10 protein-coding genes are annotated in these 13,057 nt (G+C 67.8%); all 10 read right to left on the bottom strand.

Annotated elements, in window-relative coordinates; all coding sequences use genetic code 11:
* Positions 1-2: 2 nt before the first annotated feature.
* The 10 genes from C6N40_RS03295 to C6N40_RS03250 all read right to left on the bottom strand — a co-directional run bounded on the left by C6N40_RS03295 (position 3) and on the right by C6N40_RS03250 (position 13,028).
* Positions 3-1,235 (bottom strand): multicopper oxidase family protein, encoded by a 1,233-nt coding sequence (locus tag C6N40_RS03295; protein ID WP_205208534.1) that lies wholly within the window; start codon positions 1,233-1,235, stop codon positions 3-5.
* A 95-nt stretch (positions 1,236-1,330) separates the two neighbouring features.
* Positions 1,331-3,172: a TolC family protein gene (locus C6N40_RS03290; protein WP_106989583.1), complete on the bottom strand. Its 1,842-nt coding sequence runs from the start codon at positions 3,170-3,172 to the stop codon at positions 1,331-1,333.
* Between the two features lie 98 nt (positions 3,173-3,270).
* Positions 3,271-3,669: a CopL family metal-binding regulatory protein gene (locus C6N40_RS03285; protein WP_106989582.1), complete on the bottom strand. Its 399-nt coding sequence runs from the start codon at positions 3,667-3,669 to the stop codon at positions 3,271-3,273.
* Positions 3,670-3,855: 186 nt separating this feature from the next.
* Positions 3,856-4,185: a four-helix bundle copper-binding protein gene (locus tag C6N40_RS03280; protein WP_205208533.1), complete on the bottom strand. Its 330-nt coding sequence runs from the start codon at positions 4,183-4,185 to the stop codon at positions 3,856-3,858.
* A gap of 376 nt (positions 4,186-4,561) precedes the next feature.
* Complete coding sequence (locus C6N40_RS03275; protein ID WP_106989580.1) at positions 4,562-6,559, bottom strand: heavy metal translocating P-type ATPase; 1,998 nt, start codon at positions 6,557-6,559, stop codon at positions 4,562-4,564.
* A gap of 77 nt (positions 6,560-6,636) precedes the next feature.
* Positions 6,637-6,966 (bottom strand): P-II family nitrogen regulator, encoded by a 330-nt coding sequence (locus C6N40_RS03270; protein ID WP_106989579.1) that lies wholly within the window; start codon positions 6,964-6,966, stop codon positions 6,637-6,639.
* On the bottom strand, positions 6,963-10,076 hold the full coding sequence (locus C6N40_RS03265) for an efflux RND transporter permease subunit (protein WP_106989578.1): 3,114 nt from the start codon (positions 10,074-10,076) through the stop codon (positions 6,963-6,965). The genes C6N40_RS03270 and C6N40_RS03265 overlap by 4 nt, the downstream gene beginning before the upstream one ends.
* Before the next feature lie 30 nt (positions 10,077-10,106).
* Entirely contained in the window at positions 10,107-11,291 is a 1,185-nt protein-coding gene (locus tag C6N40_RS03260) for an efflux RND transporter periplasmic adaptor subunit (protein ID WP_106989577.1), read from the bottom strand.
* Positions 11,288-12,580 (bottom strand): TolC family protein, encoded by a 1,293-nt coding sequence (locus tag C6N40_RS03255; RefSeq protein WP_106989576.1) that lies wholly within the window; start codon positions 12,578-12,580, stop codon positions 11,288-11,290. The genes C6N40_RS03260 and C6N40_RS03255 overlap by 4 nt, the downstream gene beginning before the upstream one ends.
* Positions 12,581-12,644: 64 nt before the next feature.
* A complete protein-coding gene (locus C6N40_RS03250) occupies positions 12,645-13,028 on the bottom strand; it encodes a hypothetical protein (RefSeq protein WP_162782058.1) in 384 nt (127 codons plus the stop codon).
* Between the last annotated feature and the right edge of the window lie 29 nt (positions 13,029-13,057).

The raw sequence follows: 13,057 nt of genomic DNA, 5'->3' as shown, positions 1-13,057 counted from the left end.
TGTTAACGCGGACGTCGCGGCGGATTGCCGAACGCGGGATCGTCACTGACGCGCTGGGCGACGGTGCCAGTGGGGTTGCGGTACCAGCCCGGGTCGGAGAAATCGCCCGGCGCCAGGTCGTCACGGACTTTGACGACGGTGAACATGCCGCCCATCTCGATGTTCCCGAACGGACCCTTGCCGGCCATCATCGCCAGCGTGTTCGGGGGGGCGGCCATGCCGCCATCGGTGTGGTCCTGGTGCTCGCCCATGCCGTCCTTGCCCATGGCCATGTAGCCCGGCAGCATCTGGCGAATCTTGGCTTCCACGCCACGCTGATCGACGCCGATGGTGTTGGGCACGTCGTGGCCCATCGGGCCCATGGTGTGGTGCGACATGTGGCAGTGGAATGCCCAGTCGCCGGGTACCGCCGTGAACTCGATGTCGCGCATCTGGCCGACGCCGACGATCTCGGTGACCTCGGTGCGCCACTGCGAGCGCGGCAGCCGGCCGCCGTCGCCGCCGGTGATGTGGAACTGCACGCCGTGGAGGTGAATCGGGTGGTTCCACATGCTCAGGTTGCCCACGCGGATGCGGACGCGCTCACCGGTCCGCGCCACGATCGGCTCGATCGCCGGGAAGACCTTGGAGTTGAAGGTCCACAGGTCGAAGTCCTGCATCACCGCCGGATCCGGCCGGCGCGTGCCGGGGTGCAGCGCGAAGTTATGCAGCAGGAACGCGTAGTCGCGATCGATCGGCACCGCCTCGCCGCGCTTGGGGTGGATGATCAGCAGGCCCATCATGCCCATGGCCATCTGCACCATCTCGTCGGCGTGCGGGTGGTACATGTGGGTACCGTGCTGCTTGAGCGTGAACTCGTAGGCGAAGGTCTCGCCGGGCTTGATCTGGGGCTGGTTCAGGCCACCGACGCCGTCCATGCCGCTGGGCAGGATCAGGCCATGCCAGTGGATGGTGGTGGCTTCGCGCAGGCGGTTGGTCACGAAGATGCGGATGCGGTCGCCTTCAGTCGCCTCGATGGTCGGTCCCGGTGTGGAACCGTTGTAGCCCCAGCAGATCGCCTTGGAGCCGGGTGCGAATTCGTGTTCGAACTCCTCGGCGACCAGATGGAATTCCTTAACGCCGCCGTTCATGCGGTAGGGCAGGGTCCAGCCATTGAGCGTGCGCACCTTGCCCGCCCGCGGGCGGGAGACCGGCGGCGCCTCCGGCGGCGCAGCGGGCTCTTTCATCTGGCTCATGTCGTGGCCCTGACTCTGGGCACTGGCCATACCCGTTGCGGCCGTCGTGACTAGACCGGCCCCTGCGCCCAGCAGGATGTCGCGTCGTGTGATCTTCATGGGGTGCCTCCGTGGGCGCTGTGGTCGGGCGGGGTGCGGGTGTCGTCCTCGGTTTCTTTCTCGTCCTCGGTCGGCGGTGCGGGGGACGCGGGCGGCGTGCCGTGCTTGGAGTGATCCACCGGTGCCGGCGTAGACGCCGGCGGTGTCGGTGGCATGTCCATGCCGCTGTGGTCCATCCCCTCCATCGCGTCGACGGGCGCAGCCGTGGGGGGCGCCGGCGCATCCGGCTTCGCCGGCATGTCCATGCCGCTATGGTCCATACCCTCAATCGCGCTGGCCGGCGCCGCCGCGGGGGCCGCCGACGCATCCGGTTTCGCTGGCATGTCCATACCGCTGTGGTCCATGTCCTCCATCGCACCGGCAGGCGTGGCGGGCATCGACGACATGTCGTGGCCGCTGTGGTCCATGCCCGGCATCGCCTCCTCGGCGGACGGCGTCAGGATGTCCTGAACGCTGGGGGTGCGGTCACCGATGGCGGCGTCGCTGGGCAAGCGCTGGCCAACGGCCCGCATCAGCTCCACGCGGGCCAGCCAGTAGTCGCGCACTGCCTCGAGGTAGCTCTCATACGCGTTGTATTCCTGCACCTTGGCCTGGATCAGCTCGAACACTCCGATGAGCATGAAGTTCTGCTCTTGCTGGCTGCGCTCGACCACCTTTTCGCGTTGCGGGATCAGGGCCTCGCGGTGGATTGCCACGACCTGGCTCAGTTCGCGGACTTGTTCGGCCCCCAGGCGCACGGCGTTATCGACGCCCAATTCCGCCTGGGCCACACGCGCCCGGGCTTCGGCCAGCAACGCCTCCGCACGCGCCAGTTTGGCTTGGCCCTGGTTGAAGATGGGTAGTTCCAGATCCAGCGTCGGGCCGCGAAGGCGCGTGCCATCGGCGTCACGTTCGCGCTCGTAGCCGATTTCGCTGCCGCCCAGCCAACGCAGCTTGCGCGTGATGCCGAGCGCATCCATCAGGATGTCGGCCTGCTGGCGGGCCGCGAGCAATTCCAGGCTGGACGTGCGCGCCAGCTCCGCCAACTGCTGGGGATCGTCTTCGGCTCCGACCGGCATAGGCAGGCGATCGCTGGTCGCCCAGGCCGCGTCCTCGCCACTGAGGCCCAGCAGGGTGTTGAGGGTCAGGCGGGCGCGGCCGGCGTCCGCGCGGGCCCGGGCGGCGATGATGCGCGCCTCACTGGCGGCCGCCTGCTCCTGCTTGAGCTGCAACTCGCTGATGTTGCCGGCATCAAAGAATCGTTGGGCGAGTTCGGCCGCGGCATCTGCGCCGCCGGCCACCGCCGTGCGCATGTCCGCGACTTGCTGGGCACCCACATAGGTGTACCAGGCGGCTTCCACGTCGGCGGCCACATTGAGCACGGCCCCGGCGATCTCGAGCTTGGCGCGTTCGTACTCGGCATGAGCCAGGCGCGTGCGCACCGGCAACACCAGCAGGTCGGCCAAGGGTAGGGTCAGACCGGCCAGGCGGTTGTAGCCGCTACCCGGGTCCAGATAGGACCGTGAAAGCGACAGGGTGGGGTTGGCCACCTGCACGGCCTCGAGCACGTCGGCCCGGGCCAGGCCCAGCCGGGCATATTCTTGCTGCAGGCGCGGACTGCGCAGCATGGCCACGCGCACCGCCGCCTCGGCGGTCATCGGGGCGCCGAGCCACTGGTCGATGGCCTGCCGTTCTGGGGGCGGTTGGCCCACGGCGGACCACTCCACCTGCGGGCCGCGACGCTCGGCGAGCAGGGCATTGATGTCGGTGTCACCGGGTCGCGAGGCCAGCGAAGCGCAACCACTCAGGGCCAGGCTCAGGGCCACGGCCAGGGCGGCCGGGCGGAAACGTAAAGTCATGGAAAACCCTCCAAAGCACCCGCGGCGACAGGCCACGGGCAACGCGACCTGGAGGCCAGGTCGAGCGATTGGGGCGGATCAGTGTCCGCCGGGAGGGCTTAGGCGATAGGAGGTCGGATGGCCGGCGCCGAGGGCGCGGCGGATACAGACACCAGGCGGCCGAGTTGGGCGACCCAGCGATAGGGTGAAACGCCCCACGGGGCGCGTGTGATCACCGCGACCGGCGCGTGATGCAGGCAGCTGCAGGTGCAGGTGCCGCCGTCACAACAATCCAGCGGCGAGTCCGGGCTGGGCACGACGGGCTTCACGGTGGCCTCGTCATGGCACGACGCTATGTCGCCATCGGCCATCGAATGCCCCGCCGCCGCCATAGCCTGGTCCACTCCCGCGCTCTGGTGCGCGGCGTGATCGACCGCGGACGCGACCGACGGCAGCCCGGCGTTGGCGATCAACGCCAAAGCGAGCAGCAGGTGGCCGACGGTGCGCAGCAGGGACATGGCCGGAGTCTACACCCAGAAAAATGCGATGGGATACACCCCAGAACTGGGGAAGATGCGGGCTAGACCGCCAGTGGAGCCAAAAAGTTCCCCGGGCGGAGCGGGTCGCCGAAGTCCTCCGGCCCCCGTGGGGCCGAAGGAACGGGTTACCCGGCTTGGGAAGTTTTACCGTGTGGGGAGGGCAGTTCAGACCGACGCCGCCATCGCCTCGCAGGCTTGTGCGCACTCCCGGCAGGCGCGCACGCAGGCCTCCATGCCGTCCAGTTCTTCGCAGCTGGCGGCGCAATCGCGGCAGACCTGCGCGCACAGGCGGCAGAACTCGGCGTGGTACGGGGAATGATTGATCATGAGCGCGGCGGCGGCGCGGCAGGCCTCGGCGCAATCGATCATCAGGCGGAAATGATCCGGCGCCACGTGATCGCCGCCTTTTTCAAGGCAGGTGGTCAGAGCGGTGTGCTGGCAGTGCTGATAGCAGTCCAGACAGCTGCGGATGCAGGCCTGCAGTTCGGAAGACATGTGGTGCATGGGGGGGCTCCTTAACGAGAGATAGGGGGGCGAGCCAAGGATTTAGTCAGCCCGCGCGTGTCGTGCTGCAAGATCAATGCCAGTCTGCGCGGTCCGTTGTGCCGCATCTTCCCGCCGTTCGATGCAAGACGGCACTGCAATAGTCATGCTGATTGCACAGATGTCCGGCAGATTGCACGCAGCAGCCGTATCCTCGGGCAAGGGTACTAAGGTCGCTTTGAGGCGGGCCGCCGAGTGATGACCGTGCGCAGCGCCGGGGACAGAATCGATGAACCCGGACCTGCCGGTGATTGAGAACACGCCGCGCAGTGCCTCAGCCATCGCACTTTTCCGTAGGCGCGAGCTAACAACGCCGAAACATCCGACGTTACGCGGAGTCTCTGTAAGCGAGCAGGCGCAGCGCGTTCGCCACGACCAGGAGGGTGGAACCCTCGTGGAAGAGCACGGCGACGCCCATCTTCATGCCCAGGATCGTCGCCGGAATGAGCAAGGCCACCATGCCCAGGCTGGCCCACAAGTTCTGGCGGATGATGCGCCGGGTCTGCCGGCTCAACCCCACGACGAACGGCAGGTGCTCAAGCTTGTCGCCCATCAAGGCCACGTCCGCTGTCTCGAGCGCGACATCTGAACCCGCCGCGCCCATTGCGATTCCAACCGAGGCGCTGGCCAGTGCGGGCGCATCGTTGACACCGTCGCCCACCATGGCCACCTCGCCCTCGGCGCGCAGTGCCTGGATCGCCTTGACCTTGTCTTCTGGCATCAGGTCGCCATACGCCCGGTCGATGCCCACGCTGGCGGCCACCGCATCGGCGACCCGTTGGTTGTCGCCCGAGAGCATCACCAGCCGGGTCATGCCGAGCTCGCGCAGTCGGGCCATCACCGCCTTGGCGGCTTCCCGGGGCGTGTCCATCAAGCCAACGGCGCCCAGGTAACGGTCTCCCTGTCGTACGACGAACACCGTCCGGCCTTGATGCTCCAAGTCCAGCACGCGCGTCTTCAGCGCGGCGGGCACGGCGGCACCCCCGAGCTCATCGAACAGGCTCTTCTTGCCCAGGTGCACGGTCTCGCCGGCCACGGTCGCCTTCAGGCCGCGGCCTGTAAGGCTCTCGAGGTCCGTCGCCTCAGGGACAGCGTGCGAGCCCAGACGGACCAGGCCATCGCGCACCACCGCGGCAGCCAAGGGATGGTCACTCAGGCGCTCTACGGCAATAGCGACGCTCAACAGTTCCTGCGTCGTCACGCCGTCAGCGGGCATGACGTCCGTCACCTGCGGTCGGCCCTCGGTCAGCGTGCCGGTCTTGTCGAAAGCCAGCGCGTGCAGGACGCCCAGCCGCTCCAGCGGGCCGCCACCCTTGATCAGCACGCCGCCCCGTGCGGCCCGCGCCACGCCGCTTAACACCGCGCTGGGCGTGGAGATGGCCAAGGCACAGGGACTGGCGGCTACCAGCACCGCCATGGCGCGGTAGAACGTCGCGCTGAAGGGCTCATCCACCACCAGCCCGGCGAACAACAGCAGGCCCACCAGGACCAGTACCGCGGGAACGAAGATCTTCTGGAAGCGGTCCGTGAACAGCTGCGTCGGGGATTTCTGGTGCTCCGCCGAACGCACCAGTTCCACGACTCGGGCCAAGGTGCTCTGGCTGGCGAGGCGGGTGACTTCGACCTCCAGAACCTTGCCTTGGTTGATGGTGCCGGCGAAGACGCGATGCTCGGGGCCGACGGCGTCAGGGCGTTGCCTGGCCTCGGCCACGTCCACCACCGGCCGCTTGTCGACCGGCACGCTCTCGCCCGTGATGGCGGCTTGGTCAATGCTGCTCTCGCCCAATACGACGAAGCCGTCCGCCGCCACGCGTTCATCGGGCTTGACCACCACGACATCGCCGATAACCAGGTCGTTTACAGATACGTCGACCAACTGGTCACCGCGACGCACCAGCGCCGTCTCGGGCCGCAACGCCGCCAGCGCTTCGATGGCGCGACGGGCGCGGCCCATCGCGTAGTTCTCGAGGGCATGGCCGAGACTGAACAGGAACAACAGCAAGGCGCCCTCGGCCCATTGGCCCAAGACCGCGGCGCCCGCGGCCGCCACGATCATCAGGGAATCGATCTTGAGCTCACGGTGGCGCAGGTTCTCGATCGCTTCGCGCACGGTGAAGAACCCGCCGGCCGCATAGGCCAGCAGCAGCAGGATGAGGGGACCGGTGGCACCGTCGCCCTGTGTTCGACCCCAGGCCCAGCCGGCCAGGAGGAAGGCGCCGGAGGCCAGCGAAAAAATGATCTCGGCGCGGCCGGCCCAAGGGCCCCCGCTGCCGTGATCGTGGTTGTGTCCGGCGCTCGCGGCCGGGGGTGGCGTGGTATCACTCATCGGGCATTCCTCGAATGGGGATCCTGCAGGCGCGCTCCGACGGAGCGCGCCTGCCTCGTGGCCTTCGTCGTGCGGGGCTAGGCCGGCACGTCCGCCCGGTCGATCAGCAGCACATCGTCGATGGAGCTGGTGAAGATCCAGCCGGCATTCACCTGCCCGGTGCGGCCGTGCTGCCGGATCAACGCAATGATCGCGTCGACCCGCTCGTCCTCGCAGAACACATCCAGCTGGATCTCCTGGGTCACCCGTTCCCCCAGCTCGACCGAGTAGTCCTGTTCGCGGGCACTGGCGGCCTGCAACAGCCCTCGCGCCTGGACCACGCTCAGGCGCCGCTCACCGGCGGCTTCCAGGGCGTGCACGATGTCGCTCATCCGATGGGCGTGCAGCAGGGCAGTGATGCGCTTCATGGCGTGGCCTCCGGGTTCTTGCGTTCGGCGCGGGTTTCCAGCCACTCGTAGAGCACGGGCAGCAGGAACAGGGTCAGCAGGGTGGCGCTGAGCAGGCCGCCCACCACGACGGTGGCCAACGGGCGCTGCGTCTCGGCGCCGACGCCACTGGAGATCAGCATCGGCACCAGGCCCAGGATCGCTACGCTTGCGGTCATCAGCACCGGGCGCAGCCGCAGGGCCGTGCCTTGCAGCACCGCCTCACGCACCGAGAGCCCACGTTCGCGCTGCTCGTTCAGGAAACTCACGAGCACGATGCCGTTGAGCATGGCTACGCCGAACACCGCGATGAACCCGATGGCCGAGGGCACCGACAGGTACTGGCCGGTCAGGAACAAGGCCAGCAGGCCGCCGATGGTCGCGAAGGGCACGTTGGCCAGGATCAGGGCCGCGAACTTGATCGAGTTGAACGCGGTGTACAGCAGCACGAAGATGAAGAAGATCGTGATCGGCACGATCAGGCTCAGCTTGGCCAAGGCCCGCTGCTGGTTCTCGAACGCACCGCCCCACTCGATCCAGTAGCCGGGCGGCAGGTCCACCTGCGACTTGATCGCGGCCGTCGCATCGGCCACGAAGCCATCGACGTCCCGGCCCCGTACATCCATCTGGATCACGGCATAGCGCTGCAGCTGCTCGCGACGGATGAACGAATAGCCCTCGGCGACGGATACCGTCGCAACCTCGGAAAGCGGCACCAGCGCTCCCGACGCGGCCTTGAGCGGGATCCGTCGCAGCGCTTCGACCGAGCTGCGCGTTCCGTCATCAAGGCGCACGGAGATGTCGAACCGCCGCACCCCGTCCAGCAGGACGCTGACCGGCTCACCGCCCAGGCCATTGCGCACGATGGTCAGGACCTCCTCGGCGTTCATGCCGTGCCGGGCCAGCTCGGCCCGATCCACCTCGATGCGGATCTGCGGTTTGCCGACATTCGCTTCCAGCGACAGGTCCGCCACGCCGTCGATACCGGCAAGAACCGGCTTTAGCTGACTACTGATGCGATCAAGTTCGCCCAGATCCTCGCCGTAGAGCTTGAGCGCGAGGGTCGCGCGCACGCCGGAGATCAGCTCTTCGACGCGCATCTGGATCGGCTGGGTGTAGCCTGGCACCACGTTGGGCACGACCTCCTCCAGCGTCTCCTGCATGGCTTCCTCGAGTTCCTTGATCGAGCGGCCGGTGGTCCAGTCCTCCTCGGGGGTCAGCGCCGTGTAGATCTCCATGTAGTTGACGTCGGCGGTCTCGCCCTTTTCGGCGCGGCCGATCATGGCGAGCGTCGTCTCCACTTCCGGGAACTTCTTGAAGGCCTCGGCAATGACATTGCTGGTGCGGATCGACTCATCCAGGGACGTCGACGGGATGCCCGTCACCCGCCACATGATCGAACCCTCCTGCAACTGGGGCATGAACTCCTTGCCCAGGAACGGGAACAGGCCCAAGGCCAGCACCAGCGCCACGGAAGCCGTGATCACCACGGCGCGTTTGGCGGACAGGGCCCGTTCCAGCAGCGGGCGGTAGCGACGCTTGAGGAAGGCCACCAGGCGGGTGTCCTTCTCTTCCTTGGGCTTGAGGATCATGGCCGCCAGGACCGGGATCAGCGTCAGGCTCAGCAGCATCGAGCCCGCCATCGCGAACGCGATGGTGAAGGCCATGGGCTTGAACAGCTTGCCCTCCAGGCCCTCGAGGCTGAACAGCGGCAGGAACACCACGATGATGATCAGGATCGCAAACGAGATGGGATTGGCCACTTCCTTGGCCGCCGCCAGCACCGCCGAGGTCCGGTCGACCTTTTCGCCGTGGGTATGTCGCTCGGCCATGATGCGGTAGGCGTTCTCCACCATCACCACGGCGCCGTCCACCATCATGCCGATGCCTATGGCCAGGCCGGCCAGGGACATCAGGTTGGCCGACAAGCCGAACTGACCCATGCCAATGAAGGCCATCAGCATCGCCAGCGGCAGGGTCACGATCACCACCAAGGCCGAGCGCAGCTCGCCCAGGAACAGGAACAGCACGATCGCCACCAGGATCGAGCCCTCGATCAGGGCACGGGTCGCGGTGCCCACCGCCTTGTTGACCAGATCGGTGCGCTCGTAGACCGGGCGTACCACCATGCCTTCGGGCAGCGCGTCCTGGACGGTGGACAGCTTGGCCTTGACCGCCTCGACCACGTCCTTGGCGTTCTCGCCAATGCGGGACAGGGCCATGCCCAGCACGACTTCTTCGCCATCGCGGGTCACCGCGCCAAAGCGCGGCGCCGGCGACTCGATGATCCGGGCGACGTCGCGCATATAGACCGGCACACCGTCCTCGGACTTGAGCACGATCGCGCCGATGTCCTCGGTCGAGGACAGCAGGCCCAGACCCCGCACCAGGTACTGTTCGCGACCCACGTCCATCACGTTGCCGCCGACCTGGCCGTTGTTGGCCGGCAGGGCCGCAATCACGTCGGCAAAGCCCAGGCCCCGGGCGTACAGCCGCTGCGGATCGATCCGGACCTGGTACTCGCGCTCGCCGCCGCCCCAGGAACTGACGTCATCCACGCCCGGCGCCGTGCGCAGGATCAGGCGCACCGTCCACTCCTGCCAGGTGCGCAGGTCCATGTCGGTGATTTGTTCCTTGCTTACGCCCGGGGCGCGCTCGACGGTGTACCAGAAGACCTGGCCCAGGCCCGAACTGTTCGGGCCCATGCTGGGCTTGCCGTAGCCCTCGGGGAGGCGGTCGCCGATTTCCTGCAGTCGCTCATTCACCAGCTGGCGAGCGAAGTAGATCTCCATGTCGTCCTCAAAGTAGACGGACACGTAGGAGAGGCCAAACAGGCTTACCGAGCGGATTTCCTGCACTTTCGGCAGGCCCGCCAACGCCGACTCCACCGGCGTGGTCAGCAGCAGCTCGACATCCTCGGCGGCCAGGCCCGGCGATTCGGTATAGATATTCACCTGGACCGGCGTCACATCCGGGAAGGCGTCGATGGGGACATCGCGAACCGCTCGCAGGCCGAGGAAGGCCACGACGGCGAAGATGATCAGGACCAGGAACTTGTAGCGAAGGGAGAGTTCAACCAGGCGGTTCAGCATGGCGCACCTCCGCGCTCGACGACGCGCGCGTCAATGACCATGACCTTCTCCCATCTGCGCCTTGAGCATCTGCGCCTTGAGCACGTAGGCGCCCTCCACGACCACCCGGTCACCAATGGCCAGGCCGTCGGCGATGACGGTTTGGTCGCCGACCACCGGGCCGGGACGGACCGCCACGGGCGCCAGCGCGCCGTCGGTCTCCTTGAAGACGACGTTCTCGCCCTCCAACTGCACCAGCGCTGCCGTCGGCACCGCCAGCTGCGGGTCGCTGCCACCGCCCGCATCGAGATAGACCTCGACGTAGTCGCCGCCGTGCAGGCGATCGCCCTCGTTCGCTACTTCAATTCGCACCAGCGCCGTCCGGGTGTTCTCGGAGGTGCGGTGGGCGCGCTGCACCACCTTGCCGGGCAGTCGCACCTCGCCCAGCACCACCTGCGCGGTGCTGTCGAGGGCGATGCGGCGGGCTTGTTCGGCCGGCAGCGTGGCATCCACCCACACCACCGACTCATCGACCAAGCGGAACAGCGTGCGGCCGGGCTCGATCCGCTCGCCGACGACGAAAGCGTCCTCGGTCAACCGGCCGGCGTGCGGGGCGGTCAGCGTGAACTCGCCGTTGGACCGGCCCGTGGCCGTGCCAGGCAAGCCGTAGGCCCGCGCCGTCGCCCGTGCCTGCTCGACGGTGACCTGGGCTTCCTGGTAGCGGCGGCCCGACACGGCCTCGCGGCCCAGGGACTGCACGCGCTTCCAATCCTGTTCGGCGATCGCCAGCGCCCCTTGGGCTTGCGCCACTTCCACGGAAGACAGCGTCACCAGTGGCGCGCCTGCGGCCACCTCATCGCCCAACTTGGCGTGGCGGCGCACTACCAGGGCCTCGACCCGGGGGGTGATCAGGGTGGTGCCGTAGGCGTTGTCCACGACCTCGCCCGGGGCCTGCAGCGGTTCGCTCAGGGATCGCGCATCCAAGGTCGCCAGCTTGATACCAGCGGCTTCCAGCGCGGCCGCGTCCATGCGAACCGGCTCCGGGCCGGCCTCGTCGTGGCCGGCTTCTTCCTGGCCCGCCTCGTCGTCATGCTCAGCTTCCTCACCGCGGGGTGCGCTCGAGCCGGCGGCAGCAGCCTCGGGTGCAGGCGTCGCGCCGGGCTCGGCACCGCATCCTGCCAAGGACAGGACCAGGACCGCACCGGCGGGAATCAACAGGTAATTTTTCGGGTTCATTGGGAAGTTTCTCCAGTCGCGTCATTCATTCCGAGCCAAGCTTCGAGCTGGCCGGTGGCGGCGAGGTAGTCGGTGGCGCGGCGCCAGAGCTGGCCTTCCAGCGCGGCGCCGGCAAGGGCGGTATCCAGGGTCTGCTTGAGCTGCAGCAGGTAGTCGGCGGTCGAGAGCTCGCCGGCGCGCCAGAGTCGTTCCAGCAGCTCGGCACGTTGGTCGACATCGGTGCCGGTGCTTTGGCGCCAGCGGGCAAACGCCCGACGTACCGCGGCGTAGCTGGCCGCCGTGCGCTGGGCCCGCGAGGCCAACTGGGTCTGCGCCAGATCGGCCTGGGCCGCCGCCGCGTCCGCATCGGCGAGCGCGGCCACGACTTCGGCCCGGTAGGGGTTGCGCACGAACAGCGGGACGCTGAGCGACACGCCCACCACATTGTCCGAGGCCGGACCGAAGTCGATACGGCCGCCGGTGAGAGCGAGCGTCGGGTCCGGGATACGGTCGAGCTGGGCGACGGTGACCTGACGTGCTGCCCCTTCCGACTGGGCCTGCGCGATCTGCCATTCCGGCAACGCCTCCCAGGTCACGGGCGCCGGCGTGACGTCCGGTAGCGCCTGCGACCACTCCGGGGCCGCGGCAATGGCGTCCGGCTGCCCGCCCACGTTTCGGAAGGCTTCCTCGGCCGCGGCGGCTTCCGCCAGCAGGGCCGCTTGTTCCGCCTCGGCTTCGTCGCGGGCCAGTCGGGCCAGGTCCCGCTCGAGGGACGAGATGTCGCCGACGCCGAACTGCTTGTCGGCCAGATCGGCGAATCGGGAGATCAGCGCCAGGCGTTGCTCGCCTTGCTGCACGCGTCGCGAGGCGCTCTGCCAGTCGGCCCAGCCCACCAGCCAAGCGGCCACGAAATCACGTCGGCTTAGCCGGGCCTGGGCCACGGCAACGTCCAACTGCGACGCCGCCGCATCCCGCCGGGCACGGCGCTTGCCGCTTAGGTCCAGCGCGAGACTGACCCCCGCGGTGGTGGTGCGGTCTGTCCCTTCGTCATCGGCCGAGAATTCGAGCTCGGGGTTGTAGAGCGGGCGGCCGGCGGCATCGGCGCGGGCGCGGGCGGCGGCCAGGGTGGCTTCGGTCGCCCGCGCACTGGGATGGGCGCGCCAAGCCGCGGTCACCGCGTCGCGCAGTGCGATGGGAGAGGCAGCGGGCGCGGCAGCATGGGCGGGCGCGGCCAACGCGCCTGCCAAGAGCAGGACAATCATCGGCAACGACGCGACGCGCAGGCGTCGCGGGGTAGTAATCAAACGCATGGAAACATCCTCTGAGCACACGTCGACCCTGACGCGTCGGCGTCAGGGAGCGAAAATGAGGGGCTCAGAGAATGGGAGGGCGCAGTTCGTTGCGCACCACGCCGATAGGCATGGCAATAGAGGGTAAAACGCGCCGCGTCATCGCTGGCGGACCCGCCAGGGTGACCATTACGGGCGGCAACGCCGCCGCATGGTGACAATGACAATCCAGACAACCGCCCGCAACGTGCGACAGGACCGACGATGGAGCGTCCCCATCCGGATTATCCGTCGACATCGCGGCGTTCGTCGCCATCATCTCGGTGCTCGCCACACCCCAAGTGTTGTCCTGCATCTCATCTACTGTGCAGGCAGCGACCATGCCCACCTTGAGCAAGAAAACCAACAGCACCCACGCGGCCACGCGCGCGGATGCGCGAAGTCGGACCATAAGCAGGGGAGGGGACATGCGCATTGATGCGAAAGCGTACCTGACTG

The organism is Arenimonas caeni, assembly GCF_003024235.1.
In the GTDB taxonomy this organism is placed as follows: domain Bacteria; phylum Pseudomonadota; class Gammaproteobacteria; order Xanthomonadales; family Xanthomonadaceae; genus Arenimonas; species Arenimonas caeni.
This window is presented reverse-complemented; position numbering and strand designations above follow the sequence as displayed.

Excerpts from the sequence above, each read along its gene's own strand:
- C6N40_RS03295 (WP_205208534.1), bottom strand. The coding sequence starts at position 1,235 with ATGAGCCAGATGAAAGAGCCCGCTGCGCCGCCGGAGGCGCCGCCGGTC.
- C6N40_RS03290 (WP_106989583.1), bottom strand. The coding sequence starts at position 3,172 with ATGACTTTACGTTTCCGCCCGGCCGCCCTGGCCGTGGCCCTGAGCCTG.
- C6N40_RS03285 (WP_106989582.1), bottom strand. The coding sequence starts at position 3,669 with ATGTCCCTGCTGCGCACCGTCGGCCACCTGCTGCTCGCTTTGGCGTTG.
- C6N40_RS03280 (WP_205208533.1), bottom strand. The coding sequence starts at position 4,185 with ATGTCTTCCGAACTGCAGGCCTGCATCCGCAGCTGTCTGGACTGCTAT.
- C6N40_RS03275 (WP_106989580.1), bottom strand. The coding sequence starts at position 6,559 with ATGAGTGATACCACGCCACCCCCGGCCGCGAGCGCCGGACACAACCAC.
- C6N40_RS03270 (WP_106989579.1), bottom strand. The coding sequence starts at position 6,966 with ATGAAGCGCATCACTGCCCTGCTGCACGCCCATCGGATGAGCGACATC.
- C6N40_RS03265 (WP_106989578.1), bottom strand. The coding sequence starts at position 10,076 with ATGCTGAACCGCCTGGTTGAACTCTCCCTTCGCTACAAGTTCCTGGTC.
- C6N40_RS03260 (WP_106989577.1), bottom strand. The coding sequence starts at position 11,291 with ATGAACCCGAAAAATTACCTGTTGATTCCCGCCGGTGCGGTCCTGGTC.
- C6N40_RS03255 (WP_106989576.1), bottom strand. The coding sequence starts at position 12,580 with ATGCGTTTGATTACTACCCCGCGACGCCTGCGCGTCGCGTCGTTGCCG.
- C6N40_RS03250 (WP_162782058.1), bottom strand. The coding sequence starts at position 13,028 with ATGTCCCCTCCCCTGCTTATGGTCCGACTTCGCGCATCCGCGCGCGTG.